Here is a 23,778-nt window from a genome sequence, read left to right on the forward strand (position 1 = left end):
GGCGATGCGTCTATACAAAACGCTTTCCGCGGCCGCGTTCCGAGACTAGGGATTTTGCATGCTGAGCCTTCTGGCTGCGCTGTCCAATGGCAGCTACGCGCCGCATGGGGCGGCCATGGCCTGGCGATCCGACCTTTTATGGTCGAATGTCGCCGCCGACGCGATTCTGGCGCTTGCTTATTTCTTGATCGCGCTGGGCCTCGCCGTGCTGATCCGCCGCCGCCGCGATTTCGCGTTCGGCTGGATGTTTTGGTGCTTCGCGCTTTTCCTGGCCGCGGACTCGCTCAATCATTTAATGAGCATTGTCACTTTGTGGCATCCTTTCTATGGCTTGCAGGCAATAGTTAAGGGGTTGACCGCTGCTGCGTCGATCGCGACGGCGATTGCCCTCTGGCCTCTCGTCTCAAAGGTGATTTCGATGCCCTCGCGCGCGCAGCTCTCTGCCGCAAATGCCGAACTGGAAGCTATCGTCGAGGAGCGCGACGCCGCACTCGCCGAGCTTCGCGAGCAGATCGCGCATCGGCGCGATCTCGAGGCAGCGTTGCTCCAGTCGCAGAAGCTCGAGGCGATCGGCCAATTGACCGGCGGCATCGCGCACGATTTCAACAATTTGCTGCAGGCCGTTGCCGGCAATCTGGAGCTGATCGCCCGCAAGCCCGACGATATCGACCGCGTCGTCAGCTGGAGCGCTAGCGCACTGAATGCCGTCGAGCGCGGACGGCTGCTCACGGGGCAACTCCTCGCCTTTTCGAGCAAGCAGCGCGTCGACCTCCAGTCGGTGCGGCTCACCGAACTGATCGGCGGAGTCAAGGATTTGCTCGAGCGGGCCGTGGCGCCGCTCGGCCAGGTGGGAGTCGAACGGATCGACCCCGGCCTCAACGTGGAAGTGGATGCGCTCCAGCTCGAACTGGCGCTGCTCAACCTCGCCTTCAACGCGCGCGATGCGATGCCCGAAGGCGGCACGTTGACGATCTCGGCCGAGCATCGCAGCGGCGCGGTGTCCCCCGAGCTGCCGGTCGGCGATTATGTCGCACTTATTCTGTCGGACACCGGCGTCGGCATGTCACCGGAAGTGCGCGCCCGCGCGGCAGAGCCGTTCTTCACCACCAAGGCGGCGGGGAAGGGCACCGGCATGGGGCTTTCCATGGCGCTCGGCGTGGCGCGTCGCTCGGGCGGATCACTTGCGATCGATAGCGAAGAGGGGCGGGGAACCGCGATCACGCTGTTCTTGCGGGTGGCCGCCGGTCAGCCGCGGCGGATCGTCGGCGACGATGCCCGGTCGGATACCCGGATCGATCTTTCGGGATACACCATCGCGCTGGTCGACGACGACGCGCAGGTGCGCGGCTCACTGGCCGATACGCTGATTTCGGCCGGAGCGACGGTGCGCGAGGCAGCGGACGGCGGGGCAGGGGTCGAACTCGTCCGTAGCGTTCGCCCCGATCTGCTGGTGGTCGACTTCGCGATGCCGGGGATGACCGGCGCCGATGTCGTCGGGCAGGTGCGCGAGGAACACCCCGATCTGCCGGTCGTACTCGTTACCGGCTTTGCCGACACCGCGAAGCTCAACGCAGTTGCCGACGCCAGCGTGGCGGTGCTGTGGAAACCCTTCGAGGCGCAGGAATTGCTGCGGAAGGTCGCCGGGCTGCTCCGCCGCTAGGGCAAGGCGCGGCGCAGTTCCTCGATCCATGTCGTCGCGACGCTGTCCGAAGGCGCCCGCCAGTCGCCGCGCGGGCTGAGCGCGCCGCCGGCCGAAACCTTGGGGCCGTTGGGCATGGCCGAGCGCTTGAACTGGCTGGTCTGGAAGAAGCGGAACAGGAAGGTCTCGAGCCATTTGGCGATGGTCTCTAGATCGTACTCGTTGCGCCCCGCCTCGAAGCCGATCGGCCACAGTCCGGCTTCGCGATCCCGCCATGCATGCCAGGCGAGAAAGGCGATCTTCGAGGGGCGCAGACCGTGGCGGACCACGTAATGGAGGAAGAAATCGTGGAGCTCATAGGGGCCGATGCGGTCCTGCGTACTCTGCATCTTGCCGTCGGCGTCCGCGGGGACGAGTTCGGGCGAGATCTCCGTGTTCAGTATCTGGTCCAGCGTGGTGGCGGCATCGTCGGCGAACTGACCGGTCTGCAAGGTCCAGCGGATAAGATATTGTATCAGTGTCTTCGGAACCCCCGCATTGACGCCATAATGGCTCATCTGATCGCCGACGCCATAAGTGCACCAGCCGAGCGCCAGCTCGGACAGGTCGCCGGTGCCGACAACGAAGCCCTGACGCTGGTTGGCGAGGCGGAAGAGATAGTCGGTGCGCAGTCCCGCCTGAACGTTCTCGAAAGTCACGTCATAGACCGGCTGGCCTTCGGCGAACGGATGGCCGAGATCGGCCAGCATCTGCCGCGCCGTGGGTCGGATGTCGATTTCCTCGCCGGTGACACCCAACGCCCGCATCAGCGCCCAGGCATTCGCCTTCGTCGCTTCCCCGGTCGCGAAACCGGGCATGGTGAAGCCGAGAATCTCCGAACGCGGCCGGCCGAGCCGGTCCATCGCCTTGCACGCGACGATCAGCGCATGCGTCGAATCGAGCCCGCCCGAGACACCGATCACAAGATGCTTGCTGCCAGTAGATTCGAGCCGCTTTCGAAGGCCCTCGACCTGGATGTTGAAAGCTTCGTAGCAATCCTCCTCCAGCCGCGCAGGGGTATTGGGTACGAAGGGGAAGCGGCGTAGCGGGCGGATGAGCCCACGATCGGCCATGTCGGGCTGATGCGCGAAGGCGATGCGGCGGAAGCGCATCTCGGGATGGCTGGCGTAGCGCGTGCTGTCGTTGAAGGTGCCGTTGCGCATCCGCTCGAGCCGCAGCCGTTCGAGATCGAGATCGGCGCACACCACTTCGGTGGTCAGCTCGAAACGTTCGGAGCGGGCGAGCAATTCGCCGGATTCGTAGATCAGGCCTTGGCCGTCCCAGGCGAGATCGGTGGTGCTCTCGCCGGGACCCGAGGCCGAATAGAGATAGGCCGAAAGCGTCCGCGCCGATTGCGCGGCGCAGAGCATTTCGCGCTCGCGCCCCTTGCCGATCACGATATTCGAGGCGGAGAGGTTGCACAGCACCAGGGCGCCGGCGAGCGCCCCATCGGTGGAGGGCGGGGTGGGCGCCCAATAATCCTCGCAAATCTCGATGTGGAAGACGAAGTCCTCGAGGTCGGACGCGGCGAAGATCAGATCGGCCCCGAATGGGGCGGTTTGCCCCGCGACAGTGATATCGAGTCCGGCGAGGCCCAGCCCCGAGGCGAACCAGCGTTTCTCGTAATATTCGCGGTAATTGGGCAGGAACTGCTTGGGCACCACGCCGAGGATGCGGCCGCGAGCGATCGCCAGCGCGCAATTGTAGAGCCGGCCGTTGCGGCGAAGCGCCGCACCGACCAGCAGCACCGGCTTCAATTTCGTGCTGGCCGCGACGATCGCGGCGATCCCCGCCTCGGTCGCATCGAGGATCGCGTCCTGCAAATGCAGGTCGTCGATCGCATAGGTTGTGACGTTGAGCTCGGGAAAGACCAGCAGGTCGGCGCCCTCGGCATCGCCCTGCTGCGCCAGCGCGATCGTCGCGGCGGCGTTGGCGGCGGGATCTCCCACGACAACCGAGGGCGTGCACACGCCCGCGCGGATCATACCCTGGCGGTGGAGCGAGAAAAACGGGTGGGACTTCGCCATCACAGCGCCTCCGATAGCATTTCAAGCCCGACGCGGAGGCATTCGATTCGCACCGGCCCGCGGCCGATGTCACCGAAATGCGCTTCGCGGTGCTCGGTCGGGCGACCGTCGCGTGCGCAAGCGAAATGGACCAGCCCCGGCTCGTCGCCGGGCGCACCCGCGCCGGCAAACCCGGTCACTGACAATGCGACCTGTGCCTTGCTGAAGCGCAATGCGCCCTCGGCCATGCGCCGTGCCACGGCTTCGCTGACGGCGCCTTCGGCTTCGATCAGCTCGGGAGCGATTCCGAGCATCTCGGCCTTGGCTTCGTTGGTATAGACGACGAAGCCCCGTTCGAACGCGTGGCTCGCGCCCTCGACATCGGTGAACAGCGAGGCGAGCAGACCGCCAGTGCAGCTTTCCGCGGTGGCGATCGACAGATCTTTGTCACAGGCACGCTCGAGCAGCTTGCGCGCGGCGGCGTCGACCTCATCGGGGAGGACCGGCGAAAGCGTTTCGGTCATGCAATGGTCCTAGTCCGGGGCACGGGATAATGCCAACCCGGCGCGGAGCGGATGGTTGCCTCGCGAGAGCGGCAGGGTTCTAAGGCGTGCGGGTCCTCCGTTCGCGGGGTTGCCCTCCGGTGTTCGCGATTGCAGTTTGTGTTCGGCTCAGGATCGTGGTGCCGTCATATGGCACCAGGTGCCAAAGATTGAATTTACCGAAGCCGGCAGCATTGCCGGAAATCTTGGAGGGGAACATGCCGAACGCCTCGCTCGGAACCATCGTCCTGCCATTGACCGTTGCGGTTTCCTTCGTGCTGGTGGCTCCCGCCGCCGAAGCACAGCTCGCCGGACCTGCCGGCGGGATGCATCGCGATTTGGTAACGGATGTCGCCGATGCTCCCACGCGGCTCAAGCCGGCCTATCCGGTTCCCTATGGTCGGCCCGCGGAGGCGGCGGTCAAGGCGGTGATGGACCGCGTGCTTGGCTATATCGATCGCGAGACCTCGACCAAGCTGATCGGCGCCGCCGGCAGGGAACAGGAGCCGGACGAGGCGCTCGCGCCGGGCAGCCGCTTTGCCTCGGCCTATCGCCTCACCAGCTACGAGTGGGGCGTCACTTATTCGGGCGCGCTTCTCGCCGGCACTGTTACCGGAGACGCGCGTTACACGGGCTATGTCGCGGATCGGCTTGGCGCCGTGGTGAGTGCGGCGAGCCGCTATCGTCGGCAGGAGACGGATCCGGAACGGACGCCGGTCCGCCAGATGCTGGCGCCCAACAGGCTAGACGATACGGGCGCGATGGCCGCCGCACTGATCAAGGCACAGCGTGCCGGAGTGGTTACCGAAGGTCGCACGCAGATCGACATCTATCTCGACTGGATTTCGAAACGGCAGTTCCGCCTGTCTGACGGTACGCTCGCCCGGCAGGTGCCTATGCCGAGCAGCCTGTGGCTCGATGATCTCTACATGAGCGTCCCCGCACTCGCGCAAATGGGGGCGCTGACCAGCGAGCGGCGTTATTTCGACGATGCGGTGCGCCAGATCCTGCAATTCTCGCGGCGCATGTTCGTGTCCGAGACAGGGCTCTACCGACACGGCTGGGTCGCCGGCATGGACCCGCATCCCAGCTTCTTCTGGGGACGCGCCAATGGCTGGGCGATCATGGCGACGATCGAACTGCTAGAGGTGCTGCCGGTGGACCATTCCGGCCGCGCGGCGATCCTCGGGCAACTGCGCGCCCACGCGGCCGGCCTCGCCCGGGTTCAGTCGGGGACGGGGCTGTGGCATCAATTGCTGGATCGGCCCGACAGCTATCTCGAGACCTCCGCCTCCGCCATGTATGCCTATGCACTGGCCCGCGCGGTCAATCGCGGCTGGCTAGATCGGCGGGTTTATGCGCCTGTGGCCGTGCTCGCGTGGAATGCAGTGGGCACCAAGGTCAACGCGGCCGGCGAAGTGGAGGACGTGTGCGTCGGCACCGGCATGGCCTTCGATCCGGCATTCTATTACTTCCGCCCGCGCCACGTCCGGGCGGCGCATGGCTACGGGCCAGTGCTGCTGGCGGGTGCCGAAATCATCGCGCTGCTGCGCAAGGACGCCGCCGGCCCTCGCGAGAACCTTCTATTCCGATGAAAGCCGCCGCGTCAGACCTTGGCGGAATAGATCATCCGGCCGGGGCCGAGGCGCTCGAACACCTTGGCGAGTTCGTTCTCGCCCACTGCGAAACAGCCCTGGCTGCGGCCGAGCTTGCCGTGCTTCGCGACCATGTCGGCATTCGAATACCACGCCGAATGGACCACGATCGCGCGATCGAAGGCGTTATTGTTGGTCGGATCGAGCCCGAGCAGGCGCTGCGAATCGCCGTGCTTGCCGATATAATAATCGGCGGTGAGGAACGCACCTTCGCTGGTCGCCTCCGAGTTGATCGCATTCGAGAAGCTGTGGAGCAGCCCGGTATGTTCGGGATCCGAACCGATGCCGTGCGCGACGAGGAAGCTCTGCACTTCGCCGCTGCCGAGATTCACGATGTGAAAACGCGGCCGATAGGACGGAGTCGCGAAATCGGCGATGGCGATTCGATCGTGCGAAGGCACGCGGATCGAATGCCGGTCGAGCGCAGCGACTGCGCGCTTGAACAGTTCGGGACGGATATTGCCGGGCGCCCTGGGGGTCGCCTTCGCCACCCTTGGCGCAGCCGGGATCGGAACGGGCGCAGGCACCGGGACGATCGGCGCCGGCGCGCTCGCGAGATTCAAGGTCCGCGTCGCGCAGGCCGAAACCGCCGCGCCGCTGGCCATCACAAACGCCGACCTGATCAGCGCGCGGCGCGTCTGCACCGAATCGAGAGTGTCCGTCACTGGTTACCCGCTACCCGCCATTATGCCCGGTCTTTGTACCAAGCTTAGCTTTGATATGGGGTGAACGTCCGCCCCACGCTGGGCAACTCACCGCAATCGCTGCCCATTTCACCCGGTTATGCCGCCGATGGGGAACTAAACTTTGCCGGGCCCGCGTCGACGAGGCCCGATTCGCGGTCGCTGGCAAAATAGGTTAATAATATTTAAGATATGGGTGCGAGCTCCCGCGGCATGAGGAAGACGATGATGATCCCTGGCGTGCGCGCACTGTTGATGATGGCCGCACTGGCGTTCGTTCCTGCAGTGCCAGCCAGCGCCGATCCGCGCGCGGCAGCGAGCCAGCCGGCGATACCGCAGCTGAAACCCGGCCAGTCGATCTGGTTCGAAACGCCTGAGCTGGTGAAAGCGAGCACGCGCACGGACTCGCCGGTGCGGGTCGTCGTGGCGATCCGCCAGCAACAGGCCTTGGTCTATCAGGGCGACAGGCTGGCCGGAGTCACGACCGTCTCGACCGGATCGCCGGGCTATGAGACGCCGCTCGGCGAATTCACCATTCTCGAGAAGAAGGTGTTCCACCGCTCCAATCTCTACAGCAATGCGCCGATGCCCCATATGCAGCGGCTCACCTGGGGTGGCATTGCGCTCCATGCCGGTGTGTTGCCGGGCTATCCCGCCTCGCATGGCTGCATCCGGCTCCCCAAGGCATTTGCGCGCCAGCTTTTCGATCTGACCGCGATGGGCGGGACGGTATTGGTAGTCGACGATGTGGCCGACGCGCCGCTTTATCAGCCACATCTGCTACGCGAGCCAATGCTGATGGCGGACACCCGCAGCCTCCGCACCTCGGTGACCAGCTATACGCCGCCGGCGCCGCTGCTCGCCGCAGAGACGCAGAATCTGGCGGGCGGCGCCTATGAGGTGCTGACGATGGGCGGCGGACCGCCTGCGGGCCAAGCCCTGGGCGCGCGCGGCTCGCGCTAAGCAAAACCTTCTGCAATCCGTCATAGTCGTGCGCTAGACGGGCGGCATGACGGGGATCCACTTTGCCGAGGCCGTGCCGGCGCTGATCGCAATCGGACGGCGGCTCGATGCGCGCGGCTGGGCGCCGGCGACATCGGGCAATTACTCGGCGCGGCTCGATGACGGCAGTTTCGCGGTTACCGTCTCGGGCACGCACAAGGGGCGATTGGACCCTGACGGTATCATGCGAGTCGATGCGGCGGGGCAGGGACTGACGTCGGGCAAGCCCTCGGCCGAGACCGCGCTCCATCTTGCGCTCTATCGGATGTTCCCCGAGGCCGGGGCGGTGCTGCACGGCCATTCGCCGCAGGCGGTGGGCCTCAGTCGTGCTGCGAGCGAGGCCGGCGAATGGGTGTTTCGCGGGCACGAGATGCTCAAGGCATTTCCCGGCGTGGCATCGCACGAAGGCGAGATGCGACTGCCGATGATCGACAACAGTCAAGACATGGCCGAGATCGAAGCGAGGGTACGTCCTGCGCTGACCGCGCCGGGCGCGACGCCGGCCTATCTGATCCGCAGCCATGGGCTCTATGCCTGGGGCAAGGATCTCGACGAAGCGGAGCGCGTGCTCGAGGCGACCGAGTGGCTGATCGCGGCCGAGCTTGCCGAACGGAATTTCAGGAAGGCATTGTCGCGATGACGCAGCTCACCGTTTACACGCTCGACGGCGAGCCCGTGCTCGAGACCGAAGAACCGGCGCGCATCGCCGGGGCGCTCGCAACGATCGGAGTACGCTTCGAGCAATGGCCGTCGCGGGCGCTTCCCGCCGGGGCTGCGCAGCAGGCGGTGCTCGCGGCGTTTGCGTCCGAGGTGGGGCGGCTCAAGGCGGAGAACGGCTATCGCGCGGTCGATGTGATCCGGATGACGCCCGATCATCCCGAATGCGGGACGCTGAGGAGCAAGTTCCTGTCCGAACATCGCCATTCGGAGGACGAAGTGCGCTTCTTCGTCGAGGGGGAGGGGCTGTTCACCCTGCGTGACGAGGACCGGGTATATGCGGTGCTTTGCCGGGAAGGCGATTTGATCTCGGTGCCCGCGGGAATGCGGCACTGGTTCGACATGGGGCCGAGCCCGCGCTTCACTGCGATCCGGCTGTTCGTCGATCCCGCGGGCTGGGTCGCGAACTTCACCGGCGACGCGATCGCCGATCGCTTTCCCAGGCACGAACCGGCCTGATGCCGGAGATCGGCGCGGTCCTGCTCGACATCGAGGGGACGACGAGCAGCATCGCCTTCGTCTCGGAAGTCTTGTTTCCCTATGCGCGGGCGCATCTGCGCGATTTCGTGGCGAGGCATGCCGATGCAGTGGCGCCGATCCTCGCCGAAGTGCCCGGCGATGATCCGGTAGCGACGTTGCTCCGATGGATCGACGATGACCGCAAGGCAACGCCGCTCAAGACGCTGCAGGGAATGATCTGGGCGGAGGGCTATGCCGACGGGACGCTCAAGGGACATGTCTATCCCGACACGCCCGTCGCACTGCGGCGCTGGCGGGGAGCGGGGATCGCAGTGCATATCTATTCCTCGGGCTCGATCGCGGCGCAGAAATTGCTGTTTCGCCATTCGATCGAGGGGGATCTGACCCCTCTGATTGCCGGCTATTTCGACACGACCAGCGGGCCGAAGCAAGAGGCGGGGTCCTACAGAGTGATCACGGCTGCGCTCGGGCTGGCGCCCGGCGCGATCCTGTTCGTGTCGGACGTCCAGGCGGAAGTCGACGCCGCCCATGCGGCGGGGTTGCAGGCGCTGCTGATCGCCCGGGAGGGTGGGGGCGAGGTGCGGAGTCTCGGGGAGGTGCTGCCGTGATTCTCGAGGGCCAGCATCGGCGATCGATTGCGCGCACGGCGGACGGCAAGGGCGTGCGCATCCTCGATCAGCGGCTGCTGCCGTGGGAAGTGCGCTGGGTCGAGCTAAGAAGCGCCGAAGCGGCGGCGGTGGCGATCCACGAGATGTGGACCCGCGGCGCCCCGATGATCGGCGCCACCGCTGCTTATGGACTGGCGATGGCGCTGGCAGACGATCCGGGCGATGCGAGCCTTTCGCGTACCTATCAGGCACTGCTCGCGACGCGGCCGACGGCGGTCAATCTGCGCTGGGCGCTCGATGAAGTTCGGACCGCAGTCGCGGCGCTACCCGAGCCGCAACGCGCCGACGCTGCGTTCGCGCGTGCCGGTGCGATCTGCGAAGAGGATGCGGCCCTGTGCCGCGCGATCGGGGAGCATGGGCTGGCGCTCCTTCGGACCCTTCACGCTGCCAATCCGGATCGTCCGCTCAACATCCTCACCCATTGCAACGCCGGCTGGCTGGCGACGGTCGACTATGGCACCGCGACCGCGCCGATCTATCTCGCGCACGACGCCGGCATTCCGGTGCATGTCTGGGTCGACGAGACGCGGCCGCGCAACCAGGGTGCGCTGCTAACTGCGTTCGAGCTCGCCAATCACGGAGTGGCGCACACCGTCATCGCCGACAATGCCGGCGGGCTATTGATGATGCAGGGCAAGGTCGACGCAGTGATCGTCGGGACCGATCGGGTCACCGCCAATGGCGACGTTTGCAACAAGATCGGCACCTATCTGAAGGCGCTTGCGGCGGCGGACAACAACGTACCCTTCTATGTCGCACTGCCCTACACGACCTTCGATCCAGCGACTCCTACGGGTGCCGATGTGCCGATCGAAGAGCGCGCTCCCGAGGAACTGACCCGGCTGACGGGGCCGGCGGCGGGCGGGATGGCGACCGTCAAGATCACCGATTCGCCCGCCGCCAACCCGGCCTTCGACGTCACCCCCGCGCGGCTGGTGACCGGGTACATCACCGAGCGCGGGGTTCTCGTCAGCGTCAGTTAGGCCCGGTCTCGACTGTGGTCGTGGTGGTCGTAGTCGTCGCCGGACGCGCGGGGTTTACCTTGCGGGTGGTCTTGCGGACCGTCGTCTTCTTGCGCGGGCTCGAATAGCTGCGCGCCGGCGCGGTGGTCTGCTCGACCGTGGTCACCGTGGCGCTCGCTTGCTGGGCCGCCGCGGCGCGCGCTGCGGCTGCTTCCGCGGCCGCGGCCGAGCTGGCCGCAGCCTGCTGCGCCTGCGCCGCCCGAGTTTCGGCAGCCGCTGCCGCATCCTGGGCAACTGCGCGCTGGCTGGCTTCGGCGCTGGCTTGTGCCTCGGCATTGAGACGCGCGTCGCGCTCGGCCGAGGCAGCTTGCGTCTTGTTGCGCTCGGCGGTGGTCAATGCCTCATCGGCGAGCATCGACGCGCGGCGGGCCTCGTTGATCGTCGAATCGCGATGGTCGCGGGCCAGCTGGTCGCGCGCGACGCGCAGCGACTCCTGTGCCCGTGCCATCGTCTCGGCGGCATAGGTCGCCGCACCCGCCTTTTCGGCGGCGTCGACTCTGGCGGTGGCTTCGGCGACCGCGGTGCGTGCGCGATCGATCCGGCTCTGGGCGAGCGACGGCGTCGCGACCAGCAGCGCCGCGATGCCGGCGCCCTGCATGATAATTTGATATGCTCGCATGTTTGCAACTCCTGGTTGCCCCGCTGGCGAACGGCTCCGGTAGACAAGGGTTGCTGTTGCGACGACGAACCGGTGCTGGCTACCGACCAAGCGTGTCCCGGGCTGCGATAATGCGTGCAATGGCTGCGTCGAGCGTCGCGTCTTCCTTGACGAAGCAGAAGCGCACGACGTGCGTCACCGGCGCCTCGGCATAGAAAGCCGAGACCGGGATCGCGACGACGCCGGCTTCGACCAGCCGATCGCAGAAGCTCCGATCGTCGAGCGCGATTCCGGAGGCAGCGAGATCGACCGATAGGAAATAGGTCGCCGCGCTCGGCAGCACCGCGAGCCCGGCCGCGGCCAGGCCGACCGCGAGCCGGTCGCGGCCCTGCTGGAAGCGGTGGCGCGCTTCCTGCACCCACGCGTCCTGCGTCGCGAGGCCCTCGGCCACTGCCCATTGCAGGTTGGGCGGAGTGGTGAAGGTGAGGAACTGGTGCGCGCGGGCGAGCACGCGGGCGAGCGGCGGCGCGGCGCACATCCAGCCGACCTTGAACCCGGTGAGCGCGAAGATCTTGCCCGCGCTGCCGATCTTGACCGTGCGCTCGCGCATGCCGGGAAAGCCGATCAGCGGCAGATGGCGCGCGCCGTCGAAAGTGACATGCTCCCACACCTCGTCGCACACCGCCACCAGATCATGTGCGGCACAGAATGCCGCCAGCGTCGCCAGCTCCTCGGCGCTGCACATCGTGGCGGCGGGGTTGAGGGGGTTGTTGAGCACCAGCAGCCGGGTGCGCGGGGTGATCGCCGCTTCGAGCGCCGCGATATCGATCCGCCAGTGCGGCGGTTCGAGCCGGACGAAGCGCGGGACGCCGCCGGCTTGGCGGACCAGAGGCACATAGGCGTCGTAGAGCGGCTGGAAGAGCAGGACTTCGTCGCCGGGCTCGATCAGCGCGAACAAGGCGGCGGCGAGTGCCTCGGTGGCGCCCGAGGTGACGATCACTTCCTCCGGCGCGAGATCGAGGCCCTGATGGCGGACATAATGGTCGGCGACTGCCTCACGCAGTTCGGGCAGTCCGGCCATCGGCGGATATTGGTTGGATTTCTCCAGCAATGCGCGTGCCGCCGCCTCGAGAACCGCTTCGGGGCCGCGCCCGTCGGCGAACCCCTGGCCGAGGTTGATCGCGCCGGTTTCGCGTGCCCGGGCCGACATCGCCTCGAAGATCGTCGTGCCCATCTGCGCGTAGAGCGGATTCATGCCCGGCTTGTGACCGCTTGCAACCAACCACGCAACCGCCGCATTAGCGGCTCGTTGAAGCATGGCGCATCAGTAAGGAAGATCATGAGCAAGAAGCCGCCTGTCCCCGCCGAAAACCAGTCGCCCTATCCGATCGCGGAACCGCCACACGACCACGCCCAGGACAATGAGACCGTAGCGATCGTGCGCGAAATGGCTGCGGCGAAGCAGCGCCGCGTCGGTCCTACGTCACGCCAGCTCGGCATCGGCGCGGCGGTCGGCGTCGGCTCGGCCGCGATCGTCGCAGGGCTGCTGTTCTGGCGGGGCAACCGCAAAGACAGCAAGTAAACGATACGGTCGGGGCGGTATCCGCCCCGACACATTTTTTCGCAAAATAGCCTCGCCACGCAGCATTCGGTCTGTTAGGGGCGCGCTTATGCTTCGAAAACCGCGAACTACCACGCGAATTACCAAACGCGCCTGAGCCTCAGGCGCGCGCGAAGCGGAGCTTTGCGGCGAAGCAACTGGAATGCACTGGCATTCCGCCACATCTACCACCAATGAACCGCTCGTCGCCGATCGTGCGACGATCCTGATGGAAGGACGAAAATGGGCTACCGTGTCGTGGTCGCTGGCGCCACCGGCAATGTCGGGCGTGAAATGCTGAACATCCTTGCCGAGCGGGAATTCCCGATCGACGAGCTGGCGGTGCTAGCCTCGGCGCGCAGCCAAGGCGACATGGTCGATTTTGGTGAGACCGGAAAACAGTATAAGGTCCAGAATATCGACCATTTCGACCCGACGGGCTGGGACATGGCGCTGTTCGCGATCGGCTCGGAAGGCTCGAAGCTGCACGCGCCCCGTTTCGCCGCGGCCGGCTGCACGGTGATCGACAATGCCTCGCTCTACCGGATGGACCCGGACGTGCCGCTGATCGTCCCCGAAGTGAACCCCGAGGCGATCGACGGCTACAAGAAGCGCAACATCATCGCGAACCCGAACTGCTCGACCGCGCAGATGGTCGTGGCCCTCAAGCCGCTCCACGACGCCGCGAAGATCAAGCGCGTCGTCGTCGCGACCTATCAATCGGTTTCCGGTGCGGGCAAGGCCGGCATGGACGAGCTGTTCGAGCAGAGCCGCAACATCTTCGTCGGCGATCCGGCGACGCCGAGCAAGTTCACCAAGCAGATCGCGTTCAACGTGATCCCGCACATCGATAGCTTCCTCGACGACGGTTCGACCAAGGAAGAATGGAAGATGGTGGTCGAGACCAAGAAGATCCTCGACCCGAAGATCAAGGTGACCGCGACGTGCGTGCGCGTGCCGGTGTTCGTCGGCCATTCGGAAGCGATCAACATCGAATTCGAGGACGAGATCTCGGCGGCCCAGGCCAAGAGCATCCTGCGCGAGGCGCCCGGCGTCATGCTGATCGACAAGCATGAGGACGGCGGATACATCACGCCGATCGAATGCGTCGGCGAATTCGCCACCTTCATCAGCCGCGTCCGCGAGGATTCGACCGTCGAGAACGGGCTGAGCCTGTGGTGTGTCAGCGACAATCTCCGCAAGGGCGCAGCGCTCAACGCCGTGCAGATCGCCGAGCTGCTGGGCCGACGGCACCTGAAGAAGGCGGCCTGATTCCTGTGCCCCGGCTTCGCGCCGGGGCGCATGCTTGACTCGCTGGCGTTTGTCGCCGGGCGAGTGACATTGGGACCCGAAAGCCGAGCGCTTCATCGGCGACGACGAGGCGAATGCGATTCAGCCGGCCACAGCGGGCGAAATACGCGATCTAGAAGTTGACACTAGCTTGACACGATGTCGGGTTTTTCGCGCGGCGTTGATACGTCATACTCAACGATAAAATTCGTGGCGTGGTTGACGCGGGGCGCCGGGCGCGCCTGTTCGCGGCACCTACGCGTCAGTCACGCGCCATGCGCGTTGACGCCATCCTGGAGAGAGATCGGGCCGACGATGTCAAAGAGCCCGTGGCGAGACCGACCATCCCTCAGGCGGAGAGCTCGACAACGGTGGAAAAATACAGTCGTCCCGGCCTTGAGCCGGGATCCCGCTTCTTCTGCTCGACGAAAGGCAGCGGGACCCCGTCTCAGGGCCGGGGTGACGAGGGAATGAGGCAAGCAGACGAAATCCTACATTGCAAGGATGAAGGACCGGAATGGATGATGATTGGATCGCGTGGCTCGGGGCCGAGTGAAATCGCCCCGCCTTAGTGCCCCGCCGCTGCCGGATCGGGCTTCTCGGCCGGACCCTTCGGGCGGCGGAGGAAGATCACCAGCGGGATCGACAGCGCCGTCACGATCGCCATTCCCCAGAAATCGTTGAGATAGCCGATCATCATCGCCTGACGGTTGATCTCGGCATCGGCCATCGCATAGGCGGTCTGGCCGACGCCGCCCAAAGCCTGAAGGAAGCCGGGATCGAGCCCGTCGAACGTCTGTGCCGAAATGTTGGGCGCCAGCGCGGCGTGGCTGGTCTGGATGCTACGCGAAAGTATCGTCGTCACCAGCGAGATGCCCACCGACGCGCCGATGTTGCGCGTCAGATTCATCAGGCTCGAGCCTTCGGTGCGGTATTGCGGCGGCAGAGTGGCGAAGGCCATGCCCTGGAGCGGCATGAAGATCATCCCGAGGCCGAGTCCCTGGATGAACCCCGAGAGGATGACCGGAGTCGAATCCATCTCGAGCGACCAGTGCGTCATCTCCCATAAAGAGAGCGCGGCGATCATGAAGCCGGTGCCGACCAGCCAACGCGGATCGAGGCCGCGCTGCACGAGCTGCGCCGAAATCGCCATCGTCAGCACCACGCCGACGCCGCGCGGCATCAGCAGCACGCCGGTGTCGAACACCGAATGGCCGTAGAGCGTCTGGAGCATCGGCGGCAGCAGCGCCATCGTCGCCATCATCACCAGGCCGATCACCAGCATGAACAGCACCGCAGTGACGAGGTTGCGGTTCTTCCACAGATCGCGGTCGAACATCGGGTTCTTCGCAGTGAACATGTGCACCGTGAACATCCAGAAGGCGATGATCGCGATGAGCATCTCGATCCACACTTCGGTCGACTGGAACCAGTCTTCGGTCTGGCCGCGATCGAGCACCAGCTGGAGCCCGGCGATGCCGAGCGAGAGCATCGAGAAGCCGAAGATGTCGAACTGGCGTTTGCGCACTGGCCGCGAGGGTAGCAGCCACCACAGGAGTGCGATGCAGATCACGCCCAAAGGCAGATTGACGTAGAATACCCAGCGCCAGTTGAAATTGTCGGTCAGCCAGCCGCCGATCACCGGACCCATGATCGGCCCGACCATGATCCCCATGCCCCAGATCGACATCGCCTTGGCCTGGCGCTCGGGCGGATTGATGTCGAGCATCACCGTCTGGCTGAGCGGGTTCATGAAGGCGGCGGAGACGCCCTGGAGCAAGCGGAACGCTACCATCTGCTCGAGATTCTGGGCCATGCCGCACAAGGCCGAGGCGATGATGAAGCCGACGGTGGAGAGCAGGAACAGATTGCGCGAGCCGATCCGGTCCGAGAGCCAGCCGGTGATCGGAATCGCGATCGCCGACGCGACGATGTAGCTGGTCAGCACCCAGGTGACGGTGTCGGCGGTCGCGCCGAGCGATGTCTGCATGTGCGGCAGCGCGACGTTGGCGATTGTCGTATCGAGGATCTGCATGATCGTCGCCAGCATCACGCCGAAGGTCAGCAGCCCGCGATTGGCGACGGGAAGCGCGGCGACGCCGGGCGTCGGCTTTGGCTGGGCGGTGGCCATTCAATCACTCTTCGCTGGTTTTTTGAGTGGGTGCCGCGCCGGTACGCTACAAGGCTCGACACCCACCCGCATTCCCCTCCCCGCGAACGGGGAGGCGGATGTTCAGTTCATCTGCACTGATTCTGGAGATCGACCTCGACGTCGGATGACAGGCCGGCGATCAGCGGACGCGGGCTCTTCTCGTCGATTGCGAGGCGCACCGGCACACGCTGGGTGACCTTGACCCAATTGCCGTTGGCGTTCTGCGCGGGAAGCACCGAGAATTCCGAACCCGTGCCCGCGCCGATCGACGCGACATGACCCCTGAGCTTGAGCCCGGGATACGCATCGAAGCGCACCTCGGCGCATTGGCCGACGCGCATCCTGTTGAGATCGGTTTCCTTGAAATTCGCCTCGACCCACGAAAGCTCGCTGGTGACGATGGTCACGGCAGGCAATCCGGTCATCATCTGCTGCCCTACCTGCAGGCGGTCGGCCTGACTGACCACGCCGTCGGCGGGAGCGTAGACTCTGGTGCGGCTGAGGTTGAGCAACGCCTGTTCGCGCTGGACGCGGGCGGCGGCGATCTGGGGGTTCTCGCCGGGCACCGCGGCGCCGGTGGCGAGCTTCGAGCGGGCCTCGGCCGCGTCCGCCTCGGCGTTCTGCAGCGCGGCACGGGCCTGCTCAACCGAATGCTCGGCCGCTTGGAAATTGACTCGCGTGGTGAAGCCGCGCTTCATCAGCTCGGCCTGACGCGCATAGTCTTCCTGTGCCTGCGCGATGCGATCGCGCGCGGCCTGAATGTCGGCGCCGGTGCCAGCATAGCTGGTCCTGAGCGTCTGGAGCTCGACCTGCGCGTTGGCGATCGCGGCATCGGCCTGGGCGACGGCGATGCGATAGGGCGCGGAGTCGATCTCGAACAGAAGGTCGCCCTTCTTGACGCGCTGGTTCTCGCGGACCGCGACCTTGACGATGCGGCCGGCGACTTCCGCCGAGACCGAGACCTTGTCCTGCTGGACATAGGCATTGTCGGTCGAGGCGAAGCGGCCCGAGGTCAGCCAGAAGAAGCCGACCACACCGAGAATGACGATCGGCACACCGAACAGCAGCAGCGGACGCAGCCAGCTGCGTTTGGCGCGCACTTCCACGTTTTCGGACGCCGGCGCCGCCGGTGCGGGTTCGAGCGTGACCGGCTCGGCGGTCGCCCTTTCGATCCTGGGATCAGCCTCAGCCATTGGCCGCCTCTTTGCTTGCGTGGGTCTGGGTCATGTTCGATCGGATGATGTTGAGCGACGCGATCAGCGCGTCGCGCTGTGCAGCGTCCAAGCCGTGAAGCGCCGCTTCGATCATCTCGCCGGCGATATCGTGGAGCTCGGCGAGCACCGGGCGGGCCTTGTCGGTCAGATAGATCTGCCACGCGCGGCGGTCGGTGGGGTCGCGGCGGCGTTCGACCAGTTCGGCTTCCTCGAGCCGGTCGATCATCCGGCAGCAGGTGATCGGCTCGACTTCGAGCAACTCGGCGATCTGTCCCTGGTTTAGACCCTCATGTCGTTCGAGGATCTTGAGCGTTCGCCATTGCGCGCCCGTCGCGCCGCTCTTGCGCGCGCGCTCATCGAAGCGGCGGCGCATCAGGCGCGAGACGTCGCTCATCAGAAATCCGAGGCTTTCGGGCATGACATACATATAGTAAGCAGGCTCATAGATTGCTATCCAGGACGGGATTGCTTTGTGCGCCGCAGCAATTGCAGGGAGAGCAATCATGGCTGAGGAAATGACCGGCGGGTGCCAGTGCGGCCGGGTGCGCTACCGGGCAGTAGTGCACGACGACGAGGCCTATCTCTGCCATTGCCGCATGTGCCAACGCGCGACCGGCGGGGTCTCGATCGCGTTCGTGAACCTGTTCAAGACCGACGTGCGCTGGGATAGCGAGCCTGATCGCTACGCCTCCTCGCCGATCGCGGAGCGCGGTTTTTGCTCGGCGTGCGGTACCCCGCTCACCTACGAGGCGTATGAGCACGACCGGATGGACCTGACCGTAGGCAGCTTCGATTACCCGTTCCGGTTCAAGCCCACCGAGCATTCGGGCTGCGAGAGCTGGCATCGCGACTGGCTTGACACCAGCCAGTTGCCGGCGTCACGGACCGATCAGAACCAGGGCCTGGTTCAGCGCTGGATGAGAAAAATTGGCAGACTTCCCGATTGAAACGCACCGCTTCCCCAGCTTCGACGGCGTCGAGTTGGTGTGGACCGAAATGGGGGAGGGCAGGCCTCTGGTGCTGATCCATGGCTATTTCTCCACGGCGGAGGTCAACTGGATCAGATACGGCCATGCCGCGAAGCTGGCGGCGCGGGGCTTCCGCGTGATCCTGCCCGATCTGCGCGGGCACGGGCTGAGCGACAAGCCGCACGATCCCGCCGCCTATCCGCCCGACGTGCTGATGCGCGACGGGCTTGCGCTGATCGAGCATCTCGGGCTGATCGACTATGATCTCGGCGGCTATTCGCTCGGCGGGCGCACGACGCTGCGGATGCTGGTCCACGGCGCGAAGCCGCGGCGCGCTTTGCTGTGCGGGATGGGGCTGGCGGGGCTGACCGACACGCAAGGACGCGGCACCTATTTCCGGCGGGTGCTCACCAATCTGGGGACCTTCGAGCGCGGGACGTCCGAATGGATGACCGAGGCCTTCCTCAAAACCACCAAGGGCGACCCCGAGGCGCTGCTGCTCATCTTGCAGACCTTCGTCGACACCGCCGAAGCCGAGATCGCTGCGATCGACATCCCCACGCTCGTCGTGACCGGCGCCGAGGATTTCGACAATGGCTCGGCGCAGCACGTGGCCGATCTGTTGCCCGATGGCCGTTTCGTCGAGATCCCGGGCAACCATATGAGCGCGGTCTCCCGGCCGGAGCTCGGAGACGCGATCGCCGACTTCCTCGCCGCTTGACGCCCGCCGGGCGGCGCGCGACTGTCGCGCCATCCACAGATCCGCAGGGGCTCTTCACATGATCCGTACCGGCATTTCGATGCTCGCGCTCGTCTCGTTCCTCGCCGCGCCCGCGGTGTCGCAGACCGCGCCGGCGAACAGCGCGTCGAGCGCGCCCACCGCCGCCGAGGCGCAGGCGTTCATCGATCGCGTCCAGAAGGAATATACCGAGTTCAATCTCATCGCGTCGCGCGTCGCGTGGATCAACGCGACCTATATCATCGACGACACCGATGCGCTCGCCGCCGAATATGGCGCGCGCGGCACCGAGATGGCGGTGCGCTATGCGCTGGAGGCGGCGAAATACCAGAACGCGCCGGGCCTGAGCGCCGAGCAGAAGCGCCAGCTCACCATGTTGCGCAGCGCGATCACGCTCCCGGCGCCGACCACACCGGGCGCCGCGCAGCAGCTTTCGGACATTTCGACCAGGCTCGGCTCGATGTACGCCAAGGGCAAGGGCACGCTGAACGGCAAGCCGATCAACGGCAGCGACATCGAGGCGGCGATGGGCGACAGCCGCGATCCGGCAGCGCTGAAGGAGATGTGGGTCAGCTGGAACGACAATGTCGGCGCCCCGATGCGCGGCGATTATGCGAAGATGACCGACATCGCCAATCAGGGCGCGACGGGGCTCGGCTTTCCCGACACCGGCACGATGTGGCGCTCGGCCTATGACATGCCGCCGGAAGACTTCGCGAAGCTGACCGATAAATTGTGGGACGACGTCAAGCCGCTCTACGTGGCGCTCCACACTTATGTCCGCCGCAAACTCAACGAGAAATATGGCGATGCGGTCCAGTCGAAGACCGGTCCGATCCGCGCCGATCTGCTCGGCAACATGTGGGCGCAGGAATGGGGCAACATCTACGATGTCGTCGCGCCGGCGGGCTCGGGCGATGTCGGCTATGACGTCAGCGAACTGCTCAAGGCCAAGAGCTATGACTGGAAGAAGATGGTCCAGGCCGGCGAGGGCTTCTATTCCTCGCTGGGCTTCACGCCACTGCCCGAAAGCTTCTGGCAGCGTTCGATGTTCCTCAAGCCTGCCGACCGCGAAGTGCTTTGCCATGCCTCGGCGTGGGATCTGGACGAGAAGGACGATCTGCGCATCAAGATGTGCATCAAGGTCAATGCCGACGATTTCGTCACGATCCACCACGAGCTCGGCCACAATTATTACCAGCGCGCGTACAAGGCGCAGCCCCAGCTCTACCGCAACGGCGCGAATGACGGATTCCACGAGGCGATCGGCGATTTCGTCGCGCTCTCGATCACCCCCGAATATCTCGTCCAGATCGGCCTGCTCGACAAGAGCGCGGTGCCGGGTGCCGACAAGGATACCGGGCTGCTGCTGCGCCAGGCGATGGACAAGGTGGCGTTCCTGCCCTTCGGTCTGCTGGTCGACAAATATCGCTGGCAGATCTTTTCGGGCGAGATCAAGCCCGACGGCTATCAGGCCGGCTGGGACAAGCTGCGCCTCCAATATCAGGGCCTGAAGCCGCCGGTGGCGCGTGACGAGACGCGGTTCGACGCGGGCGCCAAATATCACGTCGCCGGCAGCGTGCCCTATACGCGCTATTTCCTCGCGCGGCTGCTCCAGTTCCAGTTCTTCAAGGCGGCGTGCGACCAGGCGGGCTGGAAAGGGCCGCTGCATCGCTGCTCCTTCTACGGCAACAAGGAAGTCGGCGCGCGGCTGAACAAGATGCTCGAGATGGGCGCGTCGAAGCCGTGGCCCGACGCGCTTCAGGCCTTCACCGGCACGCGCGAGATTTCGGGCAAGCCGATGATGGAATATTTCGCGCCGCTCAAGAAATGGCTCGATCAGCAGAATAAGGGGCAGCCGGGCGGGTGGTGAGCCTGCAGTTGCCTGACATCTTTACCAAAAAGGGAAACGACATGATCAAGCATGGAATCGCGCTGGCACTGCTCGCGGCGCCATTGGGCGTGCCGCTGGCGGCGCAGGCGCAGTCGGCGACCGCGGGGCAGGTCTCGGTCGAGATCGTCTCGACCGGCCAGGTAAGCGTGCCGGCGCAGCGTTACCGGATGTCAGTGACGCTCACTGCCAAGGGCAAGGACGAGGCGGCCGCGGGCGCAGCGCTGGCGGCCAATCGCGCGAGGCTGATGCAGGCGCTGGCGGGGCTGAATATCCGCGAGGGGCAGGGCGATATCGGCACGACCAACTCGCTGATGGGCCTGATCTCGTCCTTCGCCGGCGCCAAGTCGAAGCCGAGCTTCAGCCTCGAGACGCTCGACGAGGATAGCAAAGAGACGCCGCAATCCACCGCCACCGAGACGCTGCAGTTCGACGCGCCGACGCGCACCGCGATCGAGAGCGCCAAAGCGGCGATCGAGGCGAATGGCGGCAAGCTCGACGACGACGTGCTGCCGCTGCTCACCGATTATGTCGCGCCGACCCGGGCCGCCAAGGCCGCGGCGATCAAGAAGGCACAAAGCGAGGCCGATGCCTACGCCGCGACGCTGGGGCTCAAGCGCAGCGCGATCGTCAAGGTCAGCGAGAAGCAGGACCCGACCGCCGGCGCGCTCGCGCTGATCGGCGAATTGGTGACGATCGTCGCGCCGAAGAAGGAAGGCGGCGTCGATCAAGTCACCGTCAACGCCAGCCTGGTAGTGGAATTCCAGCTCAGCCGCTGAGGCGGGTCATTCGGGCATTCCGTCGGGGATCGTGTTTTCGTCCGCGATCCCCGCCTCGAATTCGACGGAGGAATCGGTGCCGTCGGGTTGGTGCGCGTGCGGGGTCTCGGTTTCGGGCTGTTGCTCGGGATCGATCATGGCGTGCTCCTTTCGAAGCTCAATGCGGCGCCGGCACAACCTGTCCGTCATCCCGGCGAGCGCAGGGATCTCGTGCCACATGCCGTTCGCTCGCTGCCTGCGTTTGCCGGGATGACGATCGTTACCGGAACGGCGGCTCGTTGAACGCGCGGAGCTTGCGGCTGTGGAGCTTGGCGCCTTCGCGGCGGAGCTCCTCGACGGTCTCTATGCCGATGCGGAGATGCTCGTTGATTGCGCGCTCGTAGAAGCGATTGGCTTGGCCGGGCAGCTTCAATTCGCCGTGGAGCGGCTTGTCCGAGACGCAGAGCAGAGTGCCGTAGGGAACGCGAAAGCGATAGCCCTGGGCGGCGAGCGTTGCCGATTCCATGTCGACCGCGACTGCGCGGCTCAATGAGAAGCGCAATGCGGTCGCCGAATAGCGGAGCTCCCAATTGCGATCGTCGGTGGTGACGATCGTGCCGGTGCGCAGCCGCTGCTTGAGCTCGTCGCCCGACTGTCCCGACACCGTCTCCGCGGCGCGGGCAAGCGCGACCTGGATTTCGGCGATGGCCGGGATCGGGATCTCGGGGGGCAACACGTCGTCCATGATGTGATCGTCGCGCAGATAGGCGTGTGCGAGGACATAGTCGCCGATGCGCTGGCTGGGGCGCAGGCCGCCGCAATGGCCGATCATCAGCCACGCCTCGGGGCGGAGCACTGCGAGGTGATCGGTGATCGTCTTGGCGTTCGAAGGGCCGACGCCGATGTTGACGAGCGTGATCCCGGTGCGGCCGGGCGCCATCAAATGATAGGCCGGCATCTGGTGGCGGCGCCATGCGCTGTCGGAGATCAGCCGGTCCATGTCGTCGGCGCTTTCGACGACGATCCCGCCCGCGCCGGACACGCCGGTGAAGCGGCTGGGCTCGCCTTGTTCATTTGGGCCGAGCTGCGAGCAGGCCCAGCGGACGAATTCGTCGACATAGCGGTGATAGTTGGTGAACAGGATGTACTGCTGGACGTGCTCGGTCGGCGTGCCGGTATAGTGGCGGAGGCGGGCGAGCGAAAAATCGGTGCGCAGCCCGTCGAACAGCGCGAGCGGGCGGGTGCCGTCGTGCGACAGCCACAGCCCGTCGGCGATCTCGTCGCCGATATGGGCGAGTTCGGTCGCGGGGAAATGGCGGGCCAGCTCGGTCGCCGACACTTCGTCGAGACGCAGCGCATGGCCTGGATCGAGGACATAGGCGAAGGGGATTTCCTGCCGGCCGGTGGCGGCGTCGACTTCGACGTCGAAATCCTCGATCAGGAAGGTCAGCTGCTCGATCAGATAGTCCGAGAACATCGCCGGCTTGGTGACGCTGATACGGTACTCGCCGGGATCGACCAGCCTGCCGAACGAGCGCGGCGGGGCGGGGCGATCATTGCCGCCGCGATAAGTTAGCCGGATTTCGGGATAAGCGAACGAGCCGTCGGTGCGGCTCGACGGCGCAGGCGGCGTGCCGTCGGTCAGATAGCGGTTGAGTGCGGCCTGCAGGCGGTCGACCGAGGCGCGATAGAGGCGGTCCAGCTCGGCGACGATGTCAGATGCTTGTGTCATCTTGGATCGCTAATGCGCCAAGATGACTCTGGCAAGACTTGGGGCAAGACCAGCCCCCTCCCGCGGGGAAGGGGGCCGATAGCTCACTTCTTCGACTGCGGCTCCTTGTCGCCGCCCAATTGGGTGGCGGCATAGACCGCGCCGCCGACCGCGGCCGCAGCACCCGCGGCAACTGCCGCTGCCGCAACCGGGTGTTCCTTCACTGCCTGCACCGTGGCATCGACTGCGCCGGCGACGGTCTCCTGCGCCGCGGCGAGGAATGACTTTTCGGATCCCTGGCTCTGGCTGGCGCTCTCGCCGTTGCCGGAACCGCTCGTACTGTTGCTATTGTTGTTGGCCATGAAGCTTCCCTTTCGCAGAAGTTACCTGGATCAACTCGCGCA

24 protein-coding genes are annotated in these 23,778 nt (G+C 65.5%); 13 read left to right on the plus strand and 11 right to left on the minus strand.

Annotated elements, in window-relative coordinates; genetic code table 11:
• Positions 1-58 precede the first annotated feature (58 nt).
• Positions 59-1,660, plus strand: a complete 1,602-nt coding sequence (locus CVN68_RS01495) for a response regulator (protein WP_100280636.1) — start codon at positions 59-61, stop codon at positions 1,658-1,660.
• On the opposite strand, the gene CVN68_RS01500 is transcribed toward CVN68_RS01495, so the two are convergent.
• Both CVN68_RS01500 and CVN68_RS01505 read right to left on the minus strand, forming a co-directional pair.
• Positions 1,657-3,705, minus strand: a complete 2,049-nt coding sequence (locus tag CVN68_RS01500) for an NAD(+) synthase (RefSeq protein WP_100280637.1) — start codon at positions 3,703-3,705, stop codon at positions 1,657-1,659. The genes CVN68_RS01495 and CVN68_RS01500 overlap by 4 nt on opposite strands.
• Positions 3,705-4,208 carry a CinA family protein gene (locus CVN68_RS01505; RefSeq protein WP_100280638.1) on the minus strand — a complete coding sequence of 168 codons (504 nt, stop codon included), beginning with the start codon at positions 4,206-4,208 and terminating at the stop codon, positions 3,705-3,707. The genes CVN68_RS01500 and CVN68_RS01505 overlap by 1 nt, the downstream gene beginning before the upstream one ends.
• Before the next feature lie 236 nt (positions 4,209-4,444).
• Between CVN68_RS01505 and CVN68_RS01510 the strand changes: the two genes are divergently transcribed.
• Positions 4,445-5,821, plus strand: coding sequence for a glycoside hydrolase family 88/105 protein (locus CVN68_RS01510; protein ID WP_199560177.1), 1,377 nt, complete (start codon positions 4,445-4,447; stop codon positions 5,819-5,821).
• An 11-nt stretch (positions 5,822-5,832) separates the two neighbouring features.
• On the opposite strand, the gene CVN68_RS01515 is transcribed toward CVN68_RS01510, so the two are convergent.
• On the minus strand, positions 5,833-6,486 hold the full coding sequence (locus CVN68_RS01515) for a murein L,D-transpeptidase catalytic domain family protein (RefSeq protein ID WP_100284147.1): 654 nt from the start codon (positions 6,484-6,486) through the stop codon (positions 5,833-5,835).
• A gap of 291 nt (positions 6,487-6,777) precedes the next feature.
• Between CVN68_RS01515 and CVN68_RS01520 the strand changes: the two genes are divergently transcribed.
• The 5 genes from CVN68_RS01520 to mtnA are packed head-to-tail and all read left to right on the plus strand — an operon-like array spanning position 6,778 to position 10,414.
• Positions 6,778-7,527, plus strand: a complete 750-nt coding sequence (locus tag CVN68_RS01520) for a L,D-transpeptidase family protein (RefSeq protein WP_233503514.1) — start codon at positions 6,778-6,780, stop codon at positions 7,525-7,527.
• Between the two features lie 46 nt (positions 7,528-7,573).
• Positions 7,574-8,206, plus strand: coding sequence for a methylthioribulose 1-phosphate dehydratase (locus CVN68_RS01525; RefSeq protein WP_100280639.1), 633 nt, complete (start codon positions 7,574-7,576; stop codon positions 8,204-8,206).
• Positions 8,203-8,742, plus strand: coding sequence for a 1,2-dihydroxy-3-keto-5-methylthiopentene dioxygenase (locus tag CVN68_RS01530; RefSeq protein ID WP_100280640.1), 540 nt, complete (start codon positions 8,203-8,205; stop codon positions 8,740-8,742). The genes CVN68_RS01525 and CVN68_RS01530 overlap by 4 nt, the downstream gene beginning before the upstream one ends.
• Positions 8,742-9,371, plus strand: coding sequence for an acireductone synthase (gene mtnC, locus CVN68_RS01535; protein ID WP_100280641.1), 630 nt, complete (start codon positions 8,742-8,744; stop codon positions 9,369-9,371). The genes CVN68_RS01530 and mtnC overlap by 1 nt, the downstream gene beginning before the upstream one ends.
• Positions 9,368-10,414, plus strand: a complete 1,047-nt coding sequence (gene mtnA, locus CVN68_RS01540) for an S-methyl-5-thioribose-1-phosphate isomerase (protein WP_100280642.1) — start codon at positions 9,368-9,370, stop codon at positions 10,412-10,414. Before mtnC ends, mtnA begins: the two co-directional genes overlap by 4 nt.
• Here the strand turns inward: mtnA and CVN68_RS01545 are convergent.
• Both CVN68_RS01545 and CVN68_RS01550 read right to left on the minus strand, forming a co-directional pair.
• Entirely contained in the window at positions 10,407-11,072 is a 666-nt protein-coding gene (locus CVN68_RS01545; RefSeq protein ID WP_158298651.1) for a hypothetical protein, read from the minus strand. The two genes, mtnA and CVN68_RS01545, sit on opposite strands and share 8 nt — an antisense overlap.
• A gap of 79 nt (positions 11,073-11,151) precedes the next feature.
• Complete coding sequence (locus tag CVN68_RS01550) at positions 11,152-12,306, minus strand: aminotransferase (protein ID WP_100280644.1); 1,155 nt, start codon at positions 12,304-12,306, stop codon at positions 11,152-11,154.
• A gap of 84 nt (positions 12,307-12,390) precedes the next feature.
• Here CVN68_RS01550 and CVN68_RS01555 point away from each other — a divergent pair, with 84 nt between their 5' ends.
• The gene (locus CVN68_RS01555) at positions 12,391-12,633 is read left to right on the plus strand and encodes a hypothetical protein (protein WP_100280645.1); all 243 of its coding nucleotides are present in this window, start codon (positions 12,391-12,393) and stop codon (positions 12,631-12,633) included.
• 261 nt (positions 12,634-12,894) lie between these two features.
• Positions 12,895-13,923 carry an aspartate-semialdehyde dehydrogenase gene (locus CVN68_RS01560; protein ID WP_100280646.1) on the plus strand — a complete coding sequence of 343 codons (1,029 nt, stop codon included), beginning with the start codon at positions 12,895-12,897 and terminating at the stop codon, positions 13,921-13,923.
• Between the two features lie 586 nt (positions 13,924-14,509).
• Here CVN68_RS01560 and CVN68_RS01565 read toward each other — a convergent pair.
• From CVN68_RS01565 to CVN68_RS01575, 3 genes are all read right to left on the minus strand, one after another.
• Positions 14,510-16,072: a DHA2 family efflux MFS transporter permease subunit gene (locus CVN68_RS01565; protein WP_100280647.1), complete on the minus strand. Its 1,563-nt coding sequence runs from the start codon at positions 16,070-16,072 to the stop codon at positions 14,510-14,512.
• A 107-nt stretch (positions 16,073-16,179) separates the two neighbouring features.
• Positions 16,180-17,286, minus strand: a complete 1,107-nt coding sequence (locus tag CVN68_RS01570) for an HlyD family secretion protein (RefSeq protein WP_100280648.1) — start codon at positions 17,284-17,286, stop codon at positions 16,180-16,182.
• Entirely contained in the window at positions 17,279-17,701 is a 423-nt protein-coding gene (locus CVN68_RS01575; RefSeq protein WP_233503515.1) for a MarR family winged helix-turn-helix transcriptional regulator, read from the minus strand. Before CVN68_RS01575 ends, CVN68_RS01570 begins: the two co-directional genes overlap by 8 nt.
• A gap of 109 nt (positions 17,702-17,810) precedes the next feature.
• Between CVN68_RS01575 and CVN68_RS01580 the strand changes: the two genes are divergently transcribed.
• Genes CVN68_RS01580 through CVN68_RS01595 form a run of 4 tightly spaced genes read left to right on the plus strand, consistent with a single transcriptional unit; the run spans position 17,811 to position 21,684 of the window.
• Positions 17,811-18,254 carry a GFA family protein gene (locus tag CVN68_RS01580; protein ID WP_100280650.1) on the plus strand — a complete coding sequence of 148 codons (444 nt, stop codon included), beginning with the start codon at positions 17,811-17,813 and terminating at the stop codon, positions 18,252-18,254.
• Positions 18,235-18,996: an alpha/beta fold hydrolase gene (locus CVN68_RS01585; protein WP_233503516.1), complete on the plus strand. Its 762-nt coding sequence runs from the start codon at positions 18,235-18,237 to the stop codon at positions 18,994-18,996. The genes CVN68_RS01580 and CVN68_RS01585 overlap by 20 nt, the downstream gene beginning before the upstream one ends.
• A gap of 58 nt (positions 18,997-19,054) precedes the next feature.
• The gene (locus CVN68_RS01590) at positions 19,055-20,887 is read left to right on the plus strand and encodes a M2 family metallopeptidase (RefSeq protein WP_100280651.1); all 1,833 of its coding nucleotides are present in this window, start codon (positions 19,055-19,057) and stop codon (positions 20,885-20,887) included.
• A gap of 41 nt (positions 20,888-20,928) precedes the next feature.
• The gene (locus CVN68_RS01595) at positions 20,929-21,684 is read left to right on the plus strand and encodes an SIMPL domain-containing protein (RefSeq protein WP_158298652.1); all 756 of its coding nucleotides are present in this window, start codon (positions 20,929-20,931) and stop codon (positions 21,682-21,684) included.
• Between the two features lie 6 nt (positions 21,685-21,690).
• Here the strand turns inward: CVN68_RS01595 and CVN68_RS24125 are convergent, their stop codons facing one another.
• The 3 genes from CVN68_RS24125 to CVN68_RS01605 form a co-directional block, all read right to left on the minus strand.
• A complete protein-coding gene (locus CVN68_RS24125; RefSeq protein WP_267893729.1) occupies positions 21,691-21,822 on the minus strand; it encodes a hypothetical protein in 132 nt (43 codons plus the stop codon).
• Between the two features lie 121 nt (positions 21,823-21,943).
• Positions 21,944-23,395: an AMP nucleosidase gene (locus tag CVN68_RS01600; protein WP_100280653.1), complete on the minus strand. Its 1,452-nt coding sequence runs from the start codon at positions 23,393-23,395 to the stop codon at positions 21,944-21,946.
• Between the two features lie 83 nt (positions 23,396-23,478).
• A complete protein-coding gene (locus tag CVN68_RS01605) occupies positions 23,479-23,736 on the minus strand; it encodes a hypothetical protein (RefSeq protein ID WP_100280654.1) in 258 nt (85 codons plus the stop codon).
• Positions 23,737-23,778: the final 42 nt, after the last annotated feature.

The sequence above is a fragment of the Sphingomonas psychrotolerans genome, assembly GCF_002796605.1.
Taxonomy (GTDB): Bacteria; Pseudomonadota; Alphaproteobacteria; order Sphingomonadales; family Sphingomonadaceae; genus Sphingomonas; species Sphingomonas psychrotolerans.